This is a genomic window from Enterobacter cloacae complex sp. 342H5, assembly GCF_050030905.1.
GTDB classification, from domain to species: domain Bacteria; phylum Pseudomonadota; class Gammaproteobacteria; order Enterobacterales; family Enterobacteriaceae; genus Enterobacter; species Enterobacter intestinihominis.
The window spans coordinates 3,321,982-3,344,505 of record NZ_JBLGVB010000001.1; the positions used below are offsets into that span (position 1 = coordinate 3,321,982).

Sequence of the window (22,524 nt, forward strand, 5' to 3'; positions counted from 1 at the left end):
TACCTTTCGCGTCATTTGTTTTTAAAACAAGAAGATAGCTGGATAAGCTCGCATCATGCCTGCTAGTTTTATGACCATGACGCACCCCGAGTGCGCGGTTCAATAAGAGAGAAAGCCATGAAACGAGCCGTGAACGCCCTACAAAATTTCGGAAAATCACTTTACGGACCTGTACTTATCTTACCCATCGTCGGTCTGTTTATCGCCTTTGGGAATGTGCTGGGTAACGGCAATCTGGCCGAGTACCTGCCGTTTCTCGGCCATCCGCTGATCCAGAGTGTCGGCCAGCTGATCGCCAAATCTGCCGTGTCGGTGCTGGTCAACCTGGCGCTGGTGTTTGCCGTCGGGATCCCCATTGGCCTGGCAACCCGAGACAAAGGCTACGCGGCGCTGATTGGGCTGGTGACTTTTATCGTGTTTATCAATGCCATGAACGTGACGTTACAGCTTCAGGGAGAACTGGCCCCTGCAGAGCAGATGAAAGCCGCCGGACAAAGCATGGTTCTGGGCGTCCAGGTGCTGGAGATGGGCGTTTTCGCCGGGATCCTGACCGGGGCGCTCTCCGGTTATCTGTACAACAAATATTCCGGTGTCCAGTTTAACGGCGCGATGGCGATATACTCCGGCCACTGCTTTGTCGCGATTGTGATGTTGCCAGTCTCTATGCTGCTCGGCGTGGTCATGAGCGAACTCTGGCCGTACGCACAGCATGGAATAAGCGCCCTGGCGCTGGCGATCAAAGGGTCCGGTCCGTTTGGGGTGGCGATCTACGGTTTCCTTGAACGCATTCTGGTGCCGACGGGCCTGCATCATCTGGTCTATACGCCGTTCCTGTATACCGAACTGGGCGGTACGCAGGAGGTGTGCGGTACGGCTTACCAGGGCGCGCGCAATATCTACTTCGCCGAGATGGCCTGCCCGGACGTGAAGCAGCTCAGCAGCACCGTGGTGTGGGATGCTCGCGGCATCAGCAAGATGTTCGGCCTTCCCGCCGCCGCGCTGGCGATGTACATGACCGCGAAGCCAGAGCGTAAAGCGATTGCGAAAGCCATTCTGATCCCGGCGGCGCTGACCTCGCTGCTGGTCGGCGTAACCGAGCCGATCGAGTTCTCTTTCCTGTTTGTCGCCCCGCTGTTGTTCGTGGTGCATGCGGTGCTGACCGGCATTGGCATGATGCTGTTCACCCTGTTTGGCGTTCACGCCATCGGCGCCAACGGAATTATCGATTTTATCCTCTACAACCTGCCGCTCGGCACGGAAAAGTCCAACTGGCCCATGTACATCGTGGTCGGGCTGATCATGTTCGCCCTTTATTTCGTGGTGTTCCGCTTCCTGATCCTGCGTTTCAACATGAAAACGCCCGGTCGTGAAGATGACGATCGGGAGACGCGCCTCTACAGCAAACAGGAATACCAGGCGAAGGGAAATAACGACGGGCTGGGCGAATCGATCGTCGTCGGTCTGGGCGGTCGGGAAAACATTCAGGTGGTTGATAACTGCTACACCCGCTTACGCGTCACGGTGAAGGACGTCGCCATCATCGACGAACCGCGCCTGAAAGCGACCGGCGCGAAAGGGATTATCAAACAAGGTAACAACGTTCAGGTGGTCTACGGGCTGCATGTCAAAAAAATGCGAGAAGCCGTTGAGACGTTTCTCTGAAAGGAGCTAAAGATGTTAACACCCCCATTCATTCTGTCGATTGCCGGCGGCGGCAGCACCTACACGCCAGGTATAGTGAAAAGCCTGATGGTACGCCTGCACGATTTCCCCCTGGCAGAGATTCGCCTGTATGACATCGACGAGGCGCGCCAGAACACCATTGCGCCCGTGGTGGAAAAGGTCATTCGCGACCACAGCCAGAGCATCAAATTCACCGTCACCAGCGATCCGGAGGTGGCCTTCAGCGGCGCGCATTTTGTTTTTGCTCAGATGCGCGTCGGACAGTACAAAATGCGCGAGCAGGATGAAAAAATTCCGCTGCGCCACGGGGTGGTCGGCCAGGAAACCTGCGGACCCGGCGGGCTGGCATATGGCCTGCGTACGATCCTGCCGATGGTAGAGCTGATCGATAGGGTGGAACGCTACGCGCACGAAAAGGCGTGGATCGTGAACTACTCCAACCCGGCGGCGATCGTCGCTGAGGGCGTGCGTCGCCTGCGCCCCAACGCACGCGTGCTGAACATCTGCGATATGCCTGTCGCCGCGATGCGCAATATGGGCGCCATTCTGGGCGTGGACCGTCATAAACTGGAGGTGGACTATTTTGGCCTCAACCACTTCGGCTGGTTTACCCGCGTGCTGGTGGACGGCGAGGACAAGCTGCCGGAGCTGCGTAAACATATCGCGAAGTTTGGCCTGCTGACGGAAGACGCGGCCAAAACCGACCCGCAGCACTCGGATCCGTCATGGGTGAAAACCTGGCGCAACATCAAGCCGATTATGGATAACTTTCCGGAGTACCTGCCGAACCCGTATCTACAGTACTACCTGATGCCGAACCAGATTGTGGAGCATCAGAACCCGGACTATACCCGTGCCAACGAAGTGATGAACGGACGTGAGAAAAAGCTGTTTGCCGCCGCCGAAGAGTACCAGCGCAGCGGGATCTTACCGGACGCCTTCCACGTAGGTGTTCACGGCGAATTTATCGTCGATGTCGCCTGCTCGCTGGCATTCAACCTGCGCCAACGTCATCTGGTGATGGTGGAAAACCGCGGGGCGATTACCAATCTGCCGTACGATGCGGTGGTGGAAGTACCTGCCTATATCACCTCCGAAGGGCCGGAGCCTGTCCGCGTGGGTCAGGTGCCGTTGTTCCACCAGACGCTCCTGCAACAGCAGCTCGCTTCTGAACAGCTGCTGGTTGAGGCGACCATCGAAGGCAGCTATGAGAAAGCACTTCAGGCGTTCACCCTGAACCGCACCGTGCCGACCATGGAGCACGCGAAAGCGATTCTGGATGAGATGATCGAAGCCAACCGCGACTACTGGCCTGCGCTGCAAAAGGCATGGCAGGACGGTGAAGCGGTGAAAAAATAGGGGCTTGCTCGCGAGTTGAACGTGGTTAACTTGTCGGTGTCAGAAAAAACACCGACAATCCTTTTTTACGGAAAAGAATGGAGGCAACCATGTCCACCTCATATTTTGTCGCCGCCGACTGGCTGATTGAGCACGGCGACGACCCGGAAGTTCAGATTATCGACGCGCGCATGGCCCCTCCGGGCCAGGAGCATCGTGACGTTCCCGCTGAATATCGCGCAGGGCACCTGCCTGGCGCGGTTTTTTTCGATATCGAAGCCCTCTCCGATCACACCTCTCCCCTGCCGCACATGCTGCCTCGTCCGGAAGCGTTTTCCGTGGCGATGCGCGAGCTCGGCATCAGCAAAGACAAACACCTCGTTGTTTACGATGAGGGTAACCTCTTCTCCGCCCCGCGGGCGTGGTGGATGCTGAAAAACTTCGGCGTGGAAAAAGTGTCGATTCTGGCGGGCGGGCTTGCGGGCTGGAAGCGCGACGAGCTGCCGCTTCAGCAGGGCGACGTGACGCTGCCGGAAGGCGAATTCGATGCCACGTTCGACGCACACGTGGTGAAACGCCTGACCGACGTGCTGGTCGTGAGCCATGAAAACACGGCGCAAATCGTCGATGCCCGTCCCGCTCCACGCTTCAACGCTGAAGCGGATGAGCCGCGTCCGGGGCTGAAGCGCGGACATATCCCGGGGGCGCTGAACGTGCCGTGGGGCGATCTGGTGTTTGAAGGCGAGCTGAAAACCACCGATGAATTGCGTGCCATTTTTGAACGTCAGGGCGTGGATTTGCATCGTCCGGTTATTGCCAGCTGCGGCTCCGGCGTGACGGCCTGCGTGGTGATCCTGGCGCTGGCAACCCTTGGCGCGAATGACGTGACGCTGTATGACGGCGCCTGGAGTGAATGGGGTGCACGGGACGATCTGCCGGTAGAACCGGCGAAATAATGGATAACCGCCTGGCAACGCTGTTAACACGCGGGTCGTCACTGACCCGCGCGGAGTATCGCGTCCTCGCCCACCTCACTGAGCATCCGCTGCTGGTGGGCAATATCACGGTGCGCGAGCTGGCGCTGGCGACATTTGTTTCCACCGCGACGATTATGCGGCTGTGCCAGAAGCTGGGCTTCAGCGGATTTAGCGAGTTTATCTGGCACTGCAAGCAGCTGCTTTCTGACACGCCGCATATCACCGTACAGTCTGCGCAACATGCAGAAATGCCCGCGCTTTTTGCCCGGTTTATTGCCAACTATCAGCAGACCTTCCAGTGGGTTACCCAGGACAAACGCCAGCAGTTTGCCAGCCTGCTGCGCCAGAAAGAGAGCTTCTTTCTCTACGGCGCCGGGTTTTCATATCTTTTTGCCGAGTACCTGACCAAGAAGTTGCAGGTGCTGGGAAAAACCGCGTTCATCTCCGGACCGGGGGACAGCCGGAATATTTTTCTCAGCAACGCCGCACGCTATCAGGTATTTATTGCCGTTTCGCGCAGCGGCGAAACGGAGCAGGTGCTGGATAAAGCGCGGATCGCCAAAAACGTCGGCATGACGATCGTCGCGTTTACCCGCGCGTCGGCCAATACGCTGGCAGGTATGGCCGACGTGCATTTTGCCCTCTATGACGAAGCGGTACATTTCGCCGCCGAAGCCGCAGGGGTGACGTCGTTTGAGTCGAATCTGGTGCTGCTGATGGATTTACTGTTGCTGGAAGCAACGGGGTGAAGGTCACCCCGCCGTAATCAGATAATGCGGTTGGTCTTGAGATCGCGCAGGAAGCCGCCCCAGCGACGCTCGTAGAACGGGGTGATGTGCTCGGTAATAAAGTGGCTGATGCCCTGCTCACCTTTCTTCACCTGACAGATATCAATCGGCTCATCGCCCGGGAGCGTGTCGGTCGCTACGCTTCCCGCCGCCTGGATGATCTCCTCAACATCGCCGTCGGCCTCGATCCCTATCAGCAGAACAGGCTTTTCGTCAGCGCTCTCTTTGATGGAGCAGAGGAACGCGCGTTTTACCGGCTTGATGGTTTTAAACAGCGTGGTCAGGGAGTCAATCATCTGCGCGGGCGGCTCGGCCACTTCAGACAGTAGCAGCGTTTCGCCCCCTTCCAGCACCTCCTGGGTGCTGAGCGGGTTGCCCTCGTCACCAATCAGATGGCTGATTTCACGCGGAGTGAACTCTTTCCCGGTCGGCAGTTTGGCGTTGAGGAACAGCGTCTGCCCCAGGGTCATTTCGAACAGCGTGCGCACCGGCATCACCACGAACGCCTGTTCGTCTTCTACCGCTTCCTGCAAGGCCTCGAGCGAGGTAAAGAACGGGATCACCGACGTGCCGTCGTCTTTCTCCCAGTGCAGCAGATCCAGGGCGCTGTCTTCGACAACCTGCTCCCCTTCCGCGGCGGTGCCCGGCACCCAGACGGTGGATTCCAGCAGCGTGCGGAAAAAGGCCGGACGGTGGGCGGGCTCGGTCGCCGCCTGCTCCAGCAGGGTTTCTAATTCGTTTTTGGTTTCTGACATAGTTTGGCTACTTCACAATTGCCCGGCGGCGCTACGCTTGCACGGGCCTACGGGTTTTGTAGGCCGGGTAAGCGTAGCGCCACCCGGCAAAAAAGATCACTCAGCCGTCAGCAGGTTCGCCACGGTACGCACACCCAGACCGGTTGCGCCTGCTGACCACTGCTCAACCGCCGCTTTACGGTAGGTTGCGGAGCAGTCAATGTGCAGCCAGCCTTCATGGTAGTTCTCAACGAAGTGAGACAGGAAGCCTGCTGCTGTGCTGGCTCCCGCCGGGTACGCCGCGCTCGCGGTGTTGTTCAGCTCGGCGAAGTTAGACGGCAGCTGGCTGCGGTGGAACTCGGCCAGCGGCAGACGCCAGAACGGCTCGTTTTCCGCCGCCGCGCTGGCCAGCAGGCGAGCGGCCAGCTTGTCGTCGAAGCTGAACAGCGCATGGTAATCGTTGCCAAGGGCAGTTTTCGCCGCGCCGGTCAGGGTCGCCATGTCGATAATCAGCTCCGGCTTCTGCGCAGAGGCGTCGATCAGGCCATCGGCCAGCACCAGACGGCCTTCGGCATCGGTGTTCATCACCTCAACATTTTTACCGTTGCGGTAGCGAATGATGTCGCCCAGCTTGAAGGCATTGCCACTCACCATGTTATCCGCGCAGCACAGGTAGAGCTTCACGCGTTTGTTCAGACCACGGGTGATGGCGAACGCCAGCGCGCCGGTAATGGTCGCCGCGCCGCCCATGTCGGACTTCATGGAGTCCATGAACGCGCTCTGCTTCAGGCTGTAACCGCCGGTATCGAAGGTGATACCTTTCCCGACCAGACAGGCAAAGACCGGCGCTTCTTTATCGCCGGTTGGGTTGTAATCCAGCGCCAGCAGGACCGGAGGACGCTCGGAGCCACGACCCACGGTGTGGATACCCATGTAATTTTGTTCGCGCAGGTCTTCACCTTTGGTGATGCGGTAGGACATCTTGTCGTCCGCCACGCCGCACAGCAGGTCAACCGCGCGCTGCGCCAGCTGCTCAGGCCCCAACTCTTCCGCCGGGGCGTTGATGGTGTCGCGCACCCAGTCGATAATTTTCAGGCGGCTTTCCAGCTCTTTCTGACCGGCTTCATCGAGGTTCGCCCACTCAATTTTACGGGTGCCTTTCGGGCCTTTGTAACCCGCCCAGAAAGCCCAGCTGCGGTCTGTGTTCCAGCCTTCGCCAGCCAGAGTGACATGCTTAATGCCCAGGCCGTCAATTTTACGCGCGGCGCGCTGGATCAGGCCCAAATCATCGTTACCCGTCAGGTGCAGGGTAATACCGTCGTTATTGATGCTCCAGGTGGCTTTCTCGCCCCAGCGTGCGTCGGCTGGCTGCGTGGAGAGCGTAATCTTCATCGCTTCGGTCATTTTATTTGTCCTTATTAGCAAACGGGCCGCCTGAAGGCAGCCCGTTAAGTGATTTACTCTGCTTCATCTAACCAGACTAACAGAATCGCCTCCAGAATTTTTTCATTGGATGCGTTTGGATCGTCGTCAAAATCCTCTAAATCGCAGATCCACTGATGCATGTCGGTGAATCGTACGGTCTTCGGATCGAGATCCGGGTTCGCGTCGTAGAGCGCTTCGCCGATTTCACGGCTGTCTGTCCACTTCAGTCCCATATTAATGCTCGCGTGCGTGGTTGATGGTGTAGCGTGGGAATTCCACGACCAGATCTTCATCGGTCACCGCGGCCTGGCAGCTTAAGCGGCTGTCTGGCTCCAGACCCCATGCTTTGTCCAGCATGTCGTCTTCGTCTTCGGTGCTCTCGGCGAGAGAATCAAAACCTTCACGCACGATGCAGTGGCAGGTGGTACAGGCACAGGATTTTTCACAGGCGTGTTCCACTTCGATACCTGCACGCAGGGCTACATCGAGAATGGTTTCACCGGTCTTCGCTTCCAGAACAGCGCCATCCGGACAGAGGTCCGCATGAGGCAAAATAACAATCTTTGGCATATTAAACCTCGTCCACGGACTGGCCTTTCAGCGCGACGCGGACAGATTTGTCCATGCGGCGAGCAGCGAAGTCCTGGGTTTGTTTATCAACGTTTTTAATGGCTTCTTCTATTGCGTCAGCGTCATTGCCTTCGGCCACGGCGCTTAAGCGCGCAGCAGCCTCGTCAATCACCTGGCGCTCAGCGGCGCTTAACAGCGCGGCATCGGCAGCAAGCGCGCCGTTCAGGCTTTCCAGCACGCGTGCGGCTTCCACTTTTTGTTCCGCCAGCATACGCGCCTTCACATCCTGCTCGGCGTAGCTCATTGAGTCCTGAATCATGGAGGCGATTTCGCCATCGGTCAGGCCGTAGGACGGCTTCACCTGAATGGACGATTCGACGCCGGTGGATTTTTCCATCGCCGTCACGCTCAGCAGACCGTCCGCATCTACCTGGAAGGTGACGCGAATATGCGCCCCGCCCGCCGGCAGCGCCGGAATTCCTCGCAGCGCAAAGCGCGCCAGAGAGCGGCAGTCCTGCACCAGCTCGCGCTCGCCCTGCATCACGTGGATGGACATCGCGGTCTGGCCGTCTTTGAAGGTCGTAAACTCCTGCGCGCGCGCCACCGGAATGGTGGTGTTACGCGGAATGACTTTCTCCACCAGGCCGCCCATGGTTTCTAAACCCAGAGACAGCGGGATGACGTCCAGCAGCAGCATTTCGCTGTCCGGCTTGTTGCCGACCAGGATATCGGCCTGGATAGCGGCACCCACGGCAACCACTTTGTCCGGGTCGATAGAGGTTAGCGGCGTGCGGCCAAAGAATTCCCCTACGCGCTCACGTACCAGCGGCACGCGGGTTGAGCCGCCAACCATGACCACTTCCAGCACCTCGTTAGCCTCAACGCCCGCATCTTTCAATGCGCGACGGCAGGCCAGTAGGGTACGCTTAACCAGAGGCGCAATCAGTTCGCTGAACTGGTCGCGGGTGATCTCACCCTGCCAGCCTGCGACGTTCACGCTGACGGACTGCGCATCGCTCAGGGCGATTTTGGCGTCGATGGCCGCATCCAGCAGTTCACGCTGGACGCGCGCATCGCTGCGATCGCTGATGCCCGCCTGCTCGCGGATGTAGTCCGCCAGCAGATGGTCGAAGTCATCGCCGCCGAGCGCGGAATCCCCGCCGGTGGCCAGCACTTCGAACACACCGCGGCTTAAGCGCAGGATAGAGATATCAAACGTCCCGCCGCCGAGATCGTAAACCGCAATCACCCCTTCCTGACCGGAATCGAGGCCGTAGGCAATGGCTGCCGCTGTCGGTTCGTTCAGCAGACGCAGCACGTGCAGGCCCGCCAGACGCGCGGCGTCTTTGGTGCCCTGACGCTGTGCATCGTCGAAGTAGGCCGGAACGGTGATTACCACGCCGTCCAGATCGCCACCGAGCGTCGCCGTCGCGCGCGCCGCCAGCGCTTTGAGGATGTCAGCAGAAACACGAATCGGGTTCAGCAGACCGGCAGATGTCGCAATCATCGGCAGGCCGTTTTCGCTGGCCTGTAACTGGTACGGCAGATGCGGATAACGGGTCTGGATATCCGCCAGCGAGCGGCCCATCATGCGCTTAACCGAGCTGATGGTGTTAGCCGGATCGCGCGCGGCATTGGCGCGGGCATCAAAGCCGACAGCGTGACCCTGCTGCTGGTAGTGGACCACGGAAGGCAGCAGATGGCGGCCCTGCTCGTCAGCCAGCGTTTCCGCCTGGCCGCTACGCACGGTCGCCACGAGAGAATTGGTGGTGCCCAGGTCAATACCGACCGCCAGACGACGCTGGTGCGGTGCGGCGCTTAAGCCTGGCTCACTAATTTGTAATAAGGCCATAATTGCTTCCGAAATTAAAAATCGAGCAGCTTTTCTTCGAGTTGTTCAGCACTGCTTCGCAGTTTATCGAGAAAACGGAGTTTGCGCACAGTGTCTGCCGCCACGTCCCAGGTCTCGTTGTTCAGTTGCTCAACCATCTGCTGATGGCGGGTATCGAACATGCCCTTTACGCGCTGGAGAAAACGTTCCAGACGCGCTTCGTCTTTAGCCTGTTCAATTTCATCCAGCTCTTCGCGAAGCTCCAGCTGCTCCATCAGAAACGCGGTGTCGCGCACGGTATGCTGTTCGCTCGCCAGATCAAAACCGTGGAGCGAGAGCAGATATTCTGCACGCGCCAGCGGATGACGCAGCGTTTGCCAGGCCTGGTTGATGGTTGCGGAGTGTGATACCGCAGCCAGCTGCTCTGCCTGCGTCCCGCTGGCGAATTTATCCGGATGGTACTGACGCTGGAGATCCTGAAAACGGACCGTCAGCGCCTGGAGATCGATCGGGTATTGAGCGGGTAGTCCGAAGAGAGTGAAGTAATCCATAACAATCTCAGGGGTAGCCTGTTAGAACAAACCCCACGCGTAGCAGGTAGGCCACGGTGGGGTTTCGGATGACGCGCAGTTAAACGTGGAAGCTTTCGCCGCAACCACACTCGTCTTTGACGTTCGGGTTCGTAAATTTGAACCCTTCGTTCAGGCCTTCTTTTACAAAGTCCAGCTGAGTGCCGTTGAGAAATTGCAGGCTTTTGCCATCGACCACCACCTTCACGCCCTTGTCTTCAAACACGGTGTCATCAGACGCCGGTTCGTCAACAAACTCCAGTACGTAAGCCATACCAGAACAGCCGGAGGTACGTACGCCCAGTCGCAGGCCAAAGCCTTTACCACGGTTCGCCAGAAAAGAGCTTACTCGCGCGGCAGCGCTGTCGCTAAGGGTAATCGACATACTCAAACCTCAATTATTTTGCTTCACGTTTGCTTTTGTAATCCGCAATGGCGGCTTTGATCGCGTCTTCTGCCAGAATTGAACAGTGAATTTTCACCGGCGGCAGTTCGAGTTCTTCAGCAATGTCCGTGTTTTTGATTGCCTGTGCTTCGTCCAGAGACTTGCCCTTCACCCACTCGGTGACCAGGGAGCTGGAGGCGATAGCAGAACCGCAGCCGTAGGTCTTGAAGCGCGCGTCTTCAATGATACCTTCATTGTTGACTTTAATCTGCAACTTCATCACGTCGCCACACGCTGGCGCGCCAACCATACCGCTACCGACAGATTCGTCGCTGTTGTCAAAAGAGCCAACGTTGCGCGGGTTCTCGTAATGATCGATAACTTTTTCGCTGTATGCCATGATTGAATTCTCCTTATGTACCGATTAGTGATGTGACCATTCAATGCTGTTCAGATCCACGCCCTGCTTGAACATTTCCCACAGTGGAGAAAGGTCGCGCAGACGGCCGATGGAGTTACGAACCAGTTTGATGGTGTAGTCAATCTCTTCTTCGGTAGTGAAACGACCTAAAGAGAAACGGATAGAGCTGTGCGCCAGCTCGTCAGTCATGCCCAGCGCACGCAGCACGTAGGATGGCTCCAGGCTTGCAGACGTACAGGCAGAACCGGAAGAAACGGCCAGGTCTTTCAGCGCCATGATCAGCGACTCGCCTTCAACATAGTTGAAGCTGACGTTGAGGATGTTGGGCGCGCCCTGCTCGAGATCGCCGTTCAGATAGACTTCTTCCATATCCTTCACGCCGTCCCAAAGACGGTTACGCAGCGTACGCAGGCGTGCCATCTCGCTTTCCATCTCTTCTTTCGCGATGCGATACGCTTCGCCCATCCCCACGATCTGGTGAACAGGCAAAGTACCGGAACGCATGCCGCGCTCGTGACCGCCGCCGTGCATCTGTGCTTCGATGCGGATACGTGGCTTACGACGAACGTACAGCGCGCCGATGCCTTTCGGGCCATAGATTTTGTGACCGGAGAAGGACATCAGGTCCACTTTCAGCTGGCTCAGGTCAATAGGCAGTTTGCCCACGCTCTGGGTCGCATCCACGTGGTAGATGATGCCGCGCGCACGGCACATTTCGCCGATGGTGGCGATGTCCTGCACAACACCGATTTCGTTGTTAACGTGCATGATGGAAACCAGAATGGTGTCATCACGCATCGCCGCTTCGAGCTCTTTCAGGTCGATGATCCCGTTGCTCTGCGGCGCCAGGTAAGTCACTTCGAACCCTTCACGCTCCAGCTGACGGCAGGTGTCCAGCACGGCTTTGTGTTCGGTTTTGCTGGTGATGATGTGCTTGCCTTTTTTCTGATAAAAGTTGGCTGCACCTTTGATCGCCAGGTTGTCGGATTCGGTCGCACCGGAGGTGAAAACAATTTCACGCGGGTCGGCACCGACCAGGTCAGCAATCTGATTACGGGCGATATCAACCGCCTCTTCAGCATGCCAGCCAAAACGGTGTGAACGGGAAGCTGGGTTACCAAAGTTTCCGTCCAGGGTCAGACACTGCATCATTTTCTCGGCAACACGCGGGTCCACCGGCGTGGTTGCGGAGTAGTCGAGATAAATCGGTAATTTCATTGCTCTATAAACTCCGTACATCGCTTCAATGCAAGGAATCAGGCAACCGGCTGGATGTACGACCGAGTACGCGGGGTGTGACCACCCCGGCCTGATTCTGAATACTTATCTTTTTAATTACGCGCGCAGTTTAACGTCGATGGCGTCCTGCGTGCGGGTGCTGCGTTGTGAATCCTGACTGTGCTGACGACCAGAAACATCCAGAACTTCCTGGTTATTAACCAGCTCACCCAGGGTGATGTTATTCAGGAAGCCGGTCAGACGGTCGCTCAGATCGCGCCACAGCGCGTGGGTCAGGCATTTATCGCCGCCCTGACAGCCGCCTTTGCCCTGGCAACGGGTCGCGTCAACGGATTCGTCAACTGCGCTAATCACTTCGCCAACCGCAATACTGCCCGCGTCTTTACCCAGCAGATAACCGCCGCCCGGGCCACGAACGCTGGACACCAGTCCATTTTTACGCAGTCTGGAGAACAGCTGTTCCAGATAAGAGAGGGAGATCCCCTGTCGTTCAGAAATATCAGCCAACGGAACCGGGCCCGCTTCGGAGTTGAGCGCAACGTCCAGCATCGCGGTCACGGCATAACGCCCTTTAGATGTCAGTCTCATGTCTTACTTAACCTCAAACTCGCCCCTGCCCGGGGTTTTTTATTGTAAAATGGGGGTATTGCATAGCAGGGCCAAGTCTGACATTCCTGACTAAATTGGTCAACTATTTACTTGACTGTTTTAGTCAGGTATTTAACCTTCTGTGCCGTATTTTTTGCCCGGCGGCGCTGCGCTTGCACGGGCCTACGGGCTTTGTAGGCCGGGTAAGCGAAGCGCCACCCGGCGAACACACGGCACTACTCTTTATTCTTCTGCTCAATCGACGCCAGGATCCCGCGCAGGATGTTCAGCTCCTGGCTTTCCGGGCGCGCGCGGGTGAACATACGGCGCAGCTTGTTCATCACCTGCCCTGGATGGCCTTCACGGATAAAGCCGGTCGAGAGCAGCGTCTGCTCCAGGTGGCCGTAGAAGCGCTCAAGATCGTCCACCAGCGGGTAGGCCGTCTCTTCTTTAGGTTCGACCGGTTTTTCCTGCGTCGCCAGCCATGCCATGCGCACTTCGTAGGCAATCACCTGCACCGCCATCGCCAGGTTCAGCGAGCTGTATTCCGGGTTTGCGGCAATCGCCACGTGGTAGTGACACTTCTGTAGTTCCTCGTTGGTCAGGCCAACGCGTTCACGACCAAACACCAGCGCAACCGGCGCCTGTTCCGCTTCTGAGATACTTTTCAGGCCGCATTCGCGCGGGTCCAGCATCGGCCAGGGCAGCGTACGGGAGCGCGCGCTGGTCCCCACCACCAGACTGCAACCGGCCAGGGCTTCGTCCAGGGTGTCCACAATCTGTGCATTCCCGATCACGTCGCTGGCGCCGGCCGCCAGCGCAATAGCCTGAGAGTCTGGTTTCACCAGCGGATTAACCAGCCACAGGTTCGTTAAGCCCATGGTTTTCATAGCGCGGGCCACAGAGCCCATGTTGCCGGTGTGCGATGTTTCGACCAGCACGATTCGAATGTTTTGCAGCATAATTTTTAGATGTCTGGATTCAGTGTCTGAAGAATATTCGGGCATATTATCATAAACGAGAGACATAATCCGATCCCGCTGCTATACTCTGCGCCGATTTTCCTGTTCTTTAACATCCAGTGAGAGAGACCGATGCATCCGATGCTGACCATCGCCGTGCGCGCAGCGCGCAAGGCGGGTAATGTAATTGCCAAACACTACGAAACCCCAGACTCCGTAGAAACCAGCCAGAAAGGCAGCAATGATTTCGTGACTAACGTCGATAAAGCCGCCGAAGCGATTATTATCGAAACGATCCGCAAATCTTACCCGCAGCACACCATCATCACCGAAGAAAGCGGTGAACATGAAGGTACCGATCAGGATGTTCAATGGGTTATCGATCCACTGGATGGCACCACCAACTTCGTTAAGCGCCTGCCACACTTCTCTGTGTCTATCGCAGTACGCATCAAAGGCCGTACTGAAGTCGCCGTTGTTTACGATCCAATGCGTAACGAACTGTTCACCGCGACCCGCGGTCAGGGCGCGCAGCTGAACGGCTACCGTCTGCGCTGCAGCAATGCACGCGATCTGGACGGCACGATTCTGGCGACCGGCTTCCCGTTCAAGGCGAAGCAGCACGCAACCACTTATATGAATATCCTCGGCAAACTGTTCACCAAATGCGCGGACTTCCGTCGCACCGGCTCTGCTGCACTGGATCTGGCCTACGTGGCGACCGGCCGCGTTGACGGTTACTTTGAGCTGTCACTGAAGCCGTGGGACTTCGCGGCGGGCGAGCTGATCGCACGTGAAGCTGGCGCGATTGTTTGTGACTTCACCGGCGGCCATAACTATATGTCTACCGGCAACATCGTTGCAGGTAACCCGCGCGTTGTTAAAGCCATGCTGGCAAACATGCGTGAAGAACTGAGCGATGCGCTGAAGCGTTAATCCAGTCTGTTAAGCCCGGTGGCGCTACGCTTACCGGGCCTACAAACCCCTCAGGTATGGCTAAAAAGGCCGCAACCCCCTTCCCACCGGCACCGCGCTCATCCACATCGTGACCGCAGCCACCAGCAGAATCACCCCGCCCGCCAGCGCAAGCGTCGTCCAGCCAACCTGTCGCCACAATACCGGCGTTTTATTGCCGCTGAGTTTTACCGCCAGCTGACGGAAGCTGTGCACCAGCAAGGCTAACGAAGAGATAGTCAGAGATGTTCCCGCCGCCATCGCCAGCGCCGAGATCATGCCCCAGCCAAATACACCTATCACTTTGCTGAACAACAGCACCATGATTGCGCCCGAGCATGGACGCATCCCCATTGAGAGAACAATCATCAGGCGCGCACGCCAGTCGTCACCATTCTGTAATTGTTCCTGCGTCGGCAGATGCTGATGCCCGCACCCGCAGTTTTTATGGTGAACGTGATGCGGCGTAAAGATTTTGAATTTTGGTTTTTGCAGCAACGCGCGCAATTTTTTCAGCGCCCGCCAGCAGAGAATCAGCCCCAGTAAGCCTACCAGCGCGTAACTTCCCTTCTCCAGCCAGAAGCTGCTCATATGCAGCTGGCGGGCCGGGAGCTGTAGCAGCGAAAGGACGACCACGACCAGCGCAATTGCCACACCGCCCTGAAGTAAAGAGGAAGCCAGCGTCAGGCCGATACTCGATTTCAGCTTCGACGGATGGGTGGCAAGCCAGGTCGTGATGACGATTTTGCCGTGCCCCGGCCCCAGGGCATGTAGCACGCCATAGATAAAGCTGAACGCCAGAAGAGAGCCGCCCGCTTTGGACGGATTTTCCGCCACGGCTTTCAGCAGCCCGCTCATCTGCTGATTAACTTCCCGCTGCCAGAGGATACTTTTCATCATCACCTGCGGCCATGCCTGCCACAGCCAGAGCGCGCCGCCAGACGCTAACAGCAAAAAGAGCGCCAGAGGCCAGAGGTGCAACCAGCGACGCGGCTTACTGACGGGGGAGGAGATCACTGACATTGTAACGTCACCTCCTGCGCAAACTGTTTTCCTAATTCCATGTCTTCTGGAGGCGCATCTTCTTTATCAAGGGAAACGGCAAAGTTCAGCGTCTCTTCACTGGGCGTCGGCGTGTGCACGGCAATTTTGCAGCTTTTTTGCAATATTTCTGGCAACTGTACGTCGCTGTCCTGGGCGTAATGCATATCGACATAGTAGGTTGGGTCAAACGTGGAAAACCTGTACTTCTGCCCGGCCAGCGGCTGAGGGTGCGCCAGCGGAAGGATAAACGTCAGCACCGCCTGATGGCCGTCGCGGGTCATACCGTACTCCGTGGGACGGTTAAGAAATTTCACTTTTTGTCCGTTGTGCCAGAACTCTGTGAAGTAGTGCTGACCCAGCACGTTGGCCATGACTTCCGCCGCCAGCTTTTTCCAGATCTCGTCGCCGGGCTTTGCGTTTCCGGCATCGTACAGCAGGTCGGCGGAGGTGATTTCATCCATCGTCCAGCGCATCTTCAGGCCGCTGAGCTGTGTGCCGTCCGTCACCAGTTCGGTTTTCAGGCTGATAAAGCTGTGAGGATGTGCGCTGGCGGCGGAGGTGATAACCGCCAAAAATAACGCTGTCACGCTTTGTTTAACTGTTTGCATCAATTCCTCACGTCAAAAATTCTGTGATGTTCGCCAGCAATCCTGAATGAAAGGCCTGCCGGCGCGCTTTTCAGCGCCCATCCTTTAGCTATTCTTATCAAACATTCACACTGGATACCCGACAGATGATGACGACGCTTGAAATTCCATCTGTGCTTTCCAGTTCGCAGCGCCGTTGCCAGGTGCTTTTGATGCTTTACCTGCCCGATGCTGCCGTCACCGCACAGAGCATAATCGCTGCCAACGGCGTGGACGACGTCCTGGCACGGCAAGATATAGCCGAGACGCGCGATGAAATCCAGCGCTATCATCGGCTTGATATCGTCACGCACCATGACGGTTGTTACCGAATTGAGGGCTCCGCCCTGAATCAGCGTTTGTGCCTGCTGCACTGGCTGCGCAGGGCGCTTCGGCTGTGTCCACATTTTGTCGCCCAACAGTTTACCCCTGCCTTAAAAACCGCGCTCAAACAGCACGGCATTGCCCGCCCGCTTTATGACGATGCGAACCTTCGGGCGCTTATCAACTTTTGCGCGCGCAAGCTTCAGCGCCAGTTTGAGTCCCGCGACGTACAGTTTTTACAGCTTTATCTGCAATATTGTCTGATTCAGCATCATCTGGGCAATACGCCGGAGTTTTCACCCGTTCAGCGCAGCTGGACGCAATCGAGAGGGGAATACTTTACGGCGCAGGAAATTGTCCGTCACTGGAAACGGCGCGTCCCGCAGGGAACGCACAGTGATGAACAGCTGTTCCTGGCGCTGCTGTTTATGATGCTCCGCACACCCGACCCGGTACTGGATAAACACCAGCAGGATCAGCGCCTGCGTCGGGCCATCGTGCGTATGATTGCCCGTTTCCGGGCGCAAACCGGGATGAACTTCAGCGATGAGCAAGGGCTGACCGATCAGCTGTATATTCATCTGGCTCAGGCGCTGGACCGCTCCTTATTTGACATCGGCATCGACAACAGTCTGCCGGAAGAGATCCACCGTCTATACCCCCGGCTGCTGCGCACCACTAAAGAGGCGCTGTTTGAGCTGGAAGCCGAATTTGGCCTGCGATTCTCCGGTGAAGAGATGGCTCTGGTGGCAGTGATTTTTGGTGCCTGGCTGATGCAGGAAACCGATCTTCATGAAAAACAGGTGGTCCTGTTAACGGGGGAAGATAAAGCCTGCGAGGAGTTAATTGAGCAGCAGCTTCGCGAGCTGACGCTGCTGCCGCTCAATATTCGTTATCTTAGCCTGGAAGCGTTTAAGAAGGAGGGCGCCCCCCGCGAGGCGGCGCTGGTTATTACGCCTTATCCAACCGCCCTGCCGCTGTTCTCGCCGCCGCTCATTCATGCCGTTGAGACCCTGAACACGCTGCAGCAGGAACATATTCGCGTTATGCTCGAATCCTAGTTACGTGCGAGCAGCGACTTTAGGGCGGATGACAATGGCCGGTAAAGCGACCAGCGCCATCACCCAGAACACACCGTGGCCCAGGTGCTGATAGAGGAAACCGGCAAATACGGTCATCACCGCAATACTGCCGCCCATCGCCACCGCTGAATAGACTGCCTGAAGACGAATAACGTCCCCACCCTCTCGCGCCGCGATATAGCGCATCGCCGCCAGATGGCAGACGGTGAAGGTTCCGCAGTGCAGAATTTGCGCCACAATCAGCCACGGCAGCTCCGTCGTCCAGCCCATGATGCCCCAGCGCGCTACGCCGCAAACGGCGGAAAGCAGCAGCAGGTCACGCGCCCCGAAACGACGGAACAGTTTTTGGCTCAGCGCGAAGATAATGACCTCCGCAACCACGCCGAGCGACCACAGGTAGCCTACCGCAGAAGCCGAGTAGCCCGCCCCCTGCCAGTAGATGGCGCTGAAGCCGTAATAGGCCGCATGCGCCCCCTGAAGCAGACAGACGCAGGCCAGGAAACGCCAGCTTTGCGCCACCAGCGAGCGCCAGGCGGGCCAGCCAGCGCTCTCCTGATGGCGGCTTTCGCCCTGCGGCATCACCGACGGACGCAGCAACATACCGAGCAGCATCGAGGCGATGCCGAGCGTTAACAGGGCCAGAATAGCGCGATAGTCATAGAGGCTGACCAGTTTCCCGACTAGCGCAGAGCCGATCACGAAGGCAATCGATCCCCACAGGCGCACGCGGCCATAGTCCATGGTGATCTGCTTTTGCCAGGTGTTCGCCAGGGCATCCGTCAGCGGCACCAGCGGGGAGAAGAACAGATTAAAGCCAACCATCACCACCATCAGCCAGGCAAACTGGTGGCTGACCCAGAAGCAGGCCGCAAAGACCAGCGTCAGCAGGGCCAGAATTCGCACCGCTTTAATCAGTAAGGAGGGATCGCTGACGCGAGGCGCTATCAGCAGGCTACCCAGGAAACGTGCCACCAGCCCCGCGCCCAGCAGGATGCCGATGGTCTCAGGCGTCAGACCAATTCCCTTGAGCCAGACGCTCCAGAAAGGCAAAAAAATACCGTAACTAAAGAAATAGGTGAAATAGCTGAGCGCCAGCCAGCGCGTGGAATGCAAGACCATGAATCCCTCCCGAAATGGAGGCGATAGTCTGGCGTTAATCCCTGACTTTAGCAAGTCGTTAGCGCGCTATAAATTAACTAAAAATTAACATCATCACCAGCCGTACAGCGTATGGCGAGAGCGGTAAAACTGTATTACGTTTATAAGACATCGCCTGAAGAGGTCGTTTGCCATGAACAGCTTACGTTATTTCGATTTCGGATCCTCTCGTTCTCTCCTGCTTTTAATTGCCCGCATTGCTATCGTAGTCCTGTTTATTATTTTCGGTTATCCCAAGCTGACGGGGTTTAGCGGCACCGTTCAGTACATGACGTCGCTCGGCGCCCCCATGCCCATGCTGGCCGCGATTATTGCGGTGGTAATGGAAATCCCCGCCGCGATTCTGATCGTTCTGGGCTTTTTTACCCGCCCCCTCGCGGTGATCTTTGTCTTCTATACGCTGGGAACGGCGGTGATTGGACACCACTACTGGGAAATGACGGGCGATGCGGTCCTGCCAAATATGATTAACTTCTATAAAAATGTGAGTATCGCTGGCGCCTTTATTTTGCTGGCGATAACCGGGCCGGGGGCCATCTCCCTCGACCGACGTTAGCCCATAAAAAAAGGCCGCATGAGCGGCCTTTTTCAGTTCTGAAACGCAGAGAATTATGCGTACACCGGGAAGCGTGCGCAGATGTCCAGAACTTTACCTTTAACTCGCTCGATAACCGCGTCGTCATTGATGTTGTCCAGAACGTCACACATCCAGCCCGCCAGCTCTTTCACTTCCGCTTCTTTAAAGCCACGGCGAGTTACGGCCGGAGAACCGATACGGATACCGGAAGTCACGAACGGGCTCTTCGGATCGTTTGGCACGCTGTTTTTGTTCACGGTGATGTTGGCGCGGCCGAGGGCTGCGTCAGCTTCTTTACCGGTCAGGTTCTTGTCGACCAAATCCAGCAGGAACAGGTGGTTTTCAGTCCCACCGGACACCACTTTGTAACCACGATTCAGGAACACTTCCACCATCGCTTTGGCGTTTTTAGCAACCTGCTGCTGGTAAACCTTGAACTCTGGCTCCATCGCTTCTTTCAGCGCGACGGCTTTCGCGGCGATAACGTGCATCAGCGGGCCGCCCTGGGCGCTTGGGAACACGGCGGAGTTCAGCTTTTTGTACAGCTCTTCGTCACCGCCTTTCGCCAGGATCAGGCCACCGCGTGGACCCGCCAGGGTTTTGTGGGTGGTGGTGGTCACAACGTGCGCATGTGGAACCGGGTTCGGGTAAACGCCAGCGGCAATCAGACCGGCAACGTGCGCCATGTCGACGAACAGGTACGCGCCGATGCTGTCAGCGATTTCACGCATTTTTGCCCAGTCAACGATGCCGGAGTAAGCAGAGAAGCCACCGATGATCATCTTCGGCTTGTGCTCTTTAGCCTGCTTCGCCATGTCTTCGTAGTCAATTTTACCGGACTCATCAATACCGTAAGGGATGATGTTGTACAGTTTGCCAGAGAAGTTAACCGGAGAGCCGTGAGTCAGGTGGCCGCCCTGCGCCAGGTTCATACCCAGAACGGTATCGCCCGGCTGCAACAGCGCGGTGTAAACAGCGAAGTTAGCCTGAGAGCCAGAGTGCGGCTGGACGTTCGCGTAGTCAGCGCCAAAGAGTTCTTTCGCACGGTCAATCGCCAGTTGCTCAACGATATCAACGTATTCGCAACCGCCGTAGTAGCGCTTGCCCGGATAACCTTCAGCATATTTGTTGGTCAGCTGAGAACCCTGCGCCTGCATCACGCGCGGGCTGGTGTAGTTTTCGGAGGCGATCAGTTCGATGTGCTCTTCCTGACGTACTTTTTCCTGCTCCATAGCCTGCCACAGTTCGGCATCATAATCGGCAATGTTCATTTCACGCTTTAACATCCGCATCTCCTGACTCAGCTAACAAGTAAATTTTTGGCCTGAAAAGGCAGTCCTGTTGGACGACGGGCAACAGTATAACTGAATAGTTCTGCGATAACAGGTCTTGACAAACGATTTTACGCAAACGTTTACCTCCACGCCACGCAAGGGTTTGAGCAATAAAGCTCTCGCCATTTTCAACGGATTTCTTTTCAGCTTTGTGATGCATATTTTTCACGATGCAAAGAACCATTTACATTGCAGGGGTATTTTTATAAGATGCATATAAAATACATCATTAAAGTAACATCAGAAGGAAGCTGCTATGCTCGACGCCCAAACCATCGCTACCGTGAAGGCCACAATCCCCCTGCTGGTTGAAACGGGTCCTAAACTGACCGCTCATTTCTACGATCGCATGTTCGCGCATAACCCGGAGCTCAAAGAGATTTTCAACATGAGCAACCAGCGTAACGGCGATCAGCGCGAAGCGCTGTTTAACGCTATTGCCGCCTATGCCAGCAACATCGAAAACCTGCCGGCTCTGCTGCCTGCGGTGGAAAAAATCGCGCAGAAGCACACCAGCTTCCAGATCAAACCTGAGCAGTACAACATCGTGGGCAGTCACCTGCTGGCAACCCTGGACGAAATGTTCAGCCCGGGCCAGGAAGTGCTGGATGCCTGGGGTAAGGCATACGGCGTGCTGGCAAACGTGTTCATCAACCGTGAAGCGCAGATCTACAGCGAAAACGCCAGCAAGAATGGCGGCTGGGAAGGCACGCGTGCTTTCCGCATCGTTGAGAAAACCCCGCGCAGCGCACTGATCACCAGCTTTGAGTTTGAGCCGGTAGACGGCCAGCCAGTTGCCGATTACCAGCCGGGGCAGTATCTGGGCGTCTGGCTGAAGCCTGAAGGCTTCCCGCATCAGGAGATTCGCCAGTACTCCCTGACCCGCAAGCCAGACGGCAAAGGCTATCGCATTGCGGTTAAACGTGAGGAAGGCGGTCAGGTATCCAGCTGGCTGCATAACGAAGCCAGCGTGGGCGACGTGGTCCATCTGGCGGCACCGGCGGGCGATTTCTTTATGGCCGTTGAAACGAATACCCCGGTGACGCTGATTTCCGCAGGTGTTGGTCAAACGCCAATGCTGGCGATGCTGGATACGCTGGCAAAATCAAACCACAGCGCGCAGGTTAACTGGTTCCACGCGGCCGAAAACGGTGATGTGCACGCCTTTGCAGATGAAGTGAAAGCGCTCGGAGCGGGTCTGCCACACTTTACCGCGCATACCTGGTATCGTTTACCCACGGAAGCTGACCGCGCAGCGGCACGTTTTGACAGCGAAGGCCTGATGAATTTAGGGCAGCACGAAGGGGCGTTTAGCGCACCGGGGATGCAGTTCTACGTGTGTGGGCCGGTAGCGTTTATGCAGTATGCCGCGAAGCAGCTGGTAGACCTGGGCGTGAACAAAGACAACATTCATTACGAATGTTTCGGCCCGCATAAAGTGCTGTAATCGCCCGGCGGCGCTGCGCTTGCACGGACCTGCGAAGGGTTCTGTAGGCCGGGTAAGCGCAGCGCCACCCGGCAAGAATGTTAAATCGCCGCGTCGTCTTCTTCGCCGGTACGGATACGGATCACGCGCGCCACGTCAAAGACGAAGATTTTCCCGTCGCCAATTTTACCGGTCTGCGCCGTGCGGATGATGGTATCCACACAGGTATCGACGATATCATCGCTCACCACGATCTCGATTTTCACTTTCGGCAGAAAGTCCACCATGTACTCTGCGCCACGGTATAGCTCGGTGTGGCCCTTCTGACGACCAAAACCTTTCACTTCAGTTACGGTCATCCCGGTGATGCCTACTTCTGCCAGCGCTTCACGTACATCATCCAGTTTGAAAGGTTTAATAATCGCATCAATTTTTTTCATGGTGGGTCCTTAAACTCTTGCCAGTAAGCAGCCTCGTAATCGGTTGCTC

The 22,524-nt window shown here is 56.8% G+C and carries 24 protein-coding genes; 8 read left to right on the forward strand and 16 right to left on the reverse strand.

All coding sequences use genetic code 11. The features are described 5' to 3' along the window. Positions 1-117: 117 nt before the first annotated feature. The 4 genes from ACQG03_RS15780 to ACQG03_RS15795 all read left to right on the forward strand — a co-directional run bounded on the left by ACQG03_RS15780 (position 118) and on the right by ACQG03_RS15795 (position 4,747). Positions 118-1,662 (forward strand): PTS transporter subunit EIIC, encoded by a 1,545-nt coding sequence (locus ACQG03_RS15780; RefSeq protein WP_038416508.1) that lies wholly within the window; start codon positions 118-120, stop codon positions 1,660-1,662. A gap of 12 nt (positions 1,663-1,674) precedes the next feature. Further along, positions 1,675-3,042: a 6-phospho-alpha-glucosidase gene (locus tag ACQG03_RS15785; RefSeq protein ID WP_022649011.1), complete on the forward strand. Its 1,368-nt coding sequence runs from the start codon at positions 1,675-1,677 to the stop codon at positions 3,040-3,042. A gap of 89 nt (positions 3,043-3,131) precedes the next feature. Continuing rightward, complete coding sequence (gene sseA / locus ACQG03_RS15790) at positions 3,132-3,977, forward strand: 3-mercaptopyruvate sulfurtransferase (RefSeq protein WP_023300716.1); 846 nt, start codon at positions 3,132-3,134, stop codon at positions 3,975-3,977. Beyond that, positions 3,977-4,747, forward strand: coding sequence for a MurR/RpiR family transcriptional regulator (locus ACQG03_RS15795; RefSeq protein WP_023306706.1), 771 nt, complete (start codon positions 3,977-3,979; stop codon positions 4,745-4,747). Before sseA ends, ACQG03_RS15795 begins: the two co-directional genes overlap by 1 nt. Before the next feature lie 17 nt (positions 4,748-4,764). Here the strand turns inward: ACQG03_RS15795 and sseB are convergent, their stop codons facing one another. The 11 genes from sseB to trmJ form a co-directional block, all read right to left on the reverse strand. Then, the gene (gene sseB / locus ACQG03_RS15800) at positions 4,765-5,541 is read right to left on the reverse strand and encodes an enhanced serine sensitivity protein SseB (protein WP_063148285.1); all 777 of its coding nucleotides are present in this window, start codon (positions 5,539-5,541) and stop codon (positions 4,765-4,767) included. 96 nt (positions 5,542-5,637) lie between these two features. Continuing rightward, the gene (pepB, locus tag ACQG03_RS15805; RefSeq protein WP_063163668.1) at positions 5,638-6,924 is read right to left on the reverse strand and encodes an aminopeptidase PepB; all 1,287 of its coding nucleotides are present in this window, start codon (positions 6,922-6,924) and stop codon (positions 5,638-5,640) included. A gap of 53 nt (positions 6,925-6,977) precedes the next feature. After that, complete coding sequence (gene iscX, locus ACQG03_RS15810) at positions 6,978-7,178, reverse strand: Fe-S cluster assembly protein IscX (protein ID WP_003860650.1); 201 nt, start codon at positions 7,176-7,178, stop codon at positions 6,978-6,980. Position 7,179: 1 nt separating this feature from the next. Continuing rightward, the gene (gene fdx / locus ACQG03_RS15815) at positions 7,180-7,515 is read right to left on the reverse strand and encodes an ISC system 2Fe-2S type ferredoxin (protein WP_003860652.1); all 336 of its coding nucleotides are present in this window, start codon (positions 7,513-7,515) and stop codon (positions 7,180-7,182) included. 1 nt (position 7,516) lies between these two features. Further along, on the reverse strand, positions 7,517-9,367 hold the full coding sequence (gene hscA / locus ACQG03_RS15820) for a Fe-S protein assembly chaperone HscA (RefSeq protein WP_063163669.1): 1,851 nt from the start codon (positions 9,365-9,367) through the stop codon (positions 7,517-7,519). Positions 9,368-9,381: 14 nt separating this feature from the next. Beyond that, the gene (hscB, locus tag ACQG03_RS15825) at positions 9,382-9,897 is read right to left on the reverse strand and encodes a co-chaperone HscB (protein WP_063163670.1); all 516 of its coding nucleotides are present in this window, start codon (positions 9,895-9,897) and stop codon (positions 9,382-9,384) included. A 79-nt stretch (positions 9,898-9,976) separates the two neighbouring features. Next, positions 9,977-10,300, reverse strand: coding sequence for an iron-sulfur cluster assembly protein IscA (iscA, locus tag ACQG03_RS15830; RefSeq protein ID WP_003860659.1), 324 nt, complete (start codon positions 10,298-10,300; stop codon positions 9,977-9,979). Between the two features lie 13 nt (positions 10,301-10,313). Then, entirely contained in the window at positions 10,314-10,700 is a 387-nt protein-coding gene (iscU, locus tag ACQG03_RS15835) for a Fe-S cluster assembly scaffold IscU (protein WP_003860661.1), read from the reverse strand. A 24-nt stretch (positions 10,701-10,724) separates the two neighbouring features. Then, positions 10,725-11,939 carry a cysteine desulfurase gene (gene iscS, locus ACQG03_RS15840; protein WP_006176692.1) on the reverse strand — a complete coding sequence of 405 codons (1,215 nt, stop codon included), beginning with the start codon at positions 11,937-11,939 and terminating at the stop codon, positions 10,725-10,727. Between the two features lie 117 nt (positions 11,940-12,056). Then, complete coding sequence (gene iscR, locus ACQG03_RS15845) at positions 12,057-12,548, reverse strand: Fe-S cluster assembly transcriptional regulator IscR (protein ID WP_003860665.1); 492 nt, start codon at positions 12,546-12,548, stop codon at positions 12,057-12,059. 236 nt (positions 12,549-12,784) lie between these two features. Beyond that, positions 12,785-13,510 carry a tRNA (cytosine(32)/uridine(32)-2'-O)-methyltransferase TrmJ gene (gene trmJ / locus ACQG03_RS15850; protein WP_015572157.1) on the reverse strand — a complete coding sequence of 242 codons (726 nt, stop codon included), beginning with the start codon at positions 13,508-13,510 and terminating at the stop codon, positions 12,785-12,787. Positions 13,511-13,642: 132 nt separating this feature from the next. Between trmJ and suhB the strand changes: the two genes are divergently transcribed. Next, on the forward strand, positions 13,643-14,446 hold the full coding sequence (gene suhB, locus ACQG03_RS15855; protein ID WP_063163671.1) for an inositol-1-monophosphatase: 804 nt from the start codon (positions 13,643-13,645) through the stop codon (positions 14,444-14,446). Positions 14,447-14,506: 60 nt separating this feature from the next. Here suhB and ACQG03_RS15860 read toward each other — a convergent pair whose 3' ends face one another. After that, positions 14,507-15,487, reverse strand: a complete 981-nt coding sequence (locus ACQG03_RS15860; protein ID WP_022649021.1) for a nickel/cobalt transporter — start codon at positions 15,485-15,487, stop codon at positions 14,507-14,509. Further along, positions 15,478-16,116, reverse strand: coding sequence for a DUF1007 family protein (locus ACQG03_RS15865; protein WP_022649022.1), 639 nt, complete (start codon positions 16,114-16,116; stop codon positions 15,478-15,480). Before ACQG03_RS15865 ends, ACQG03_RS15860 begins: the two co-directional genes overlap by 10 nt. Positions 16,117-16,241: 125 nt before the next feature. Between ACQG03_RS15865 and csiE the strand changes: the two genes are divergently transcribed. Continuing rightward, complete coding sequence (gene csiE / locus ACQG03_RS15870; protein ID WP_063163672.1) at positions 16,242-17,519, forward strand: stationary phase inducible protein CsiE; 1,278 nt, start codon at positions 16,242-16,244, stop codon at positions 17,517-17,519. Here csiE and ACQG03_RS15875 read toward each other — a convergent pair whose 3' ends face one another. Further along, complete coding sequence (locus ACQG03_RS15875) at positions 17,520-18,659, reverse strand: 3-phenylpropionate MFS transporter (protein ID WP_003860673.1); 1,140 nt, start codon at positions 18,657-18,659, stop codon at positions 17,520-17,522. A 172-nt stretch (positions 18,660-18,831) separates the two neighbouring features. Between ACQG03_RS15875 and ACQG03_RS15880 the strand changes: the two genes are divergently transcribed. Further along, positions 18,832-19,254 carry a DoxX family protein gene (locus ACQG03_RS15880; protein WP_022649025.1) on the forward strand — a complete coding sequence of 141 codons (423 nt, stop codon included), beginning with the start codon at positions 18,832-18,834 and terminating at the stop codon, positions 19,252-19,254. A gap of 53 nt (positions 19,255-19,307) precedes the next feature. Here the strand turns inward: ACQG03_RS15880 and glyA are convergent, their stop codons facing one another. Next, the gene (gene glyA / locus ACQG03_RS15885) at positions 19,308-20,561 is read right to left on the reverse strand and encodes a serine hydroxymethyltransferase (RefSeq protein ID WP_003860678.1); all 1,254 of its coding nucleotides are present in this window, start codon (positions 20,559-20,561) and stop codon (positions 19,308-19,310) included. 304 nt (positions 20,562-20,865) lie between these two features. Between glyA and hmpA the strand changes: the two genes are divergently transcribed. Then, complete coding sequence (hmpA, locus tag ACQG03_RS15890) at positions 20,866-22,056, forward strand: NO-inducible flavohemoprotein (RefSeq protein WP_023300723.1); 1,191 nt, start codon at positions 20,866-20,868, stop codon at positions 22,054-22,056. Positions 22,057-22,136: 80 nt separating this feature from the next. Here hmpA and glnB read toward each other — a convergent pair whose 3' ends face one another. Next, positions 22,137-22,475, reverse strand: a complete 339-nt coding sequence (glnB, locus tag ACQG03_RS15895) for a nitrogen regulatory protein P-II (RefSeq protein ID WP_003860685.1) — start codon at positions 22,473-22,475, stop codon at positions 22,137-22,139. Between the last annotated feature and the right edge of the window lie 49 nt (positions 22,476-22,524).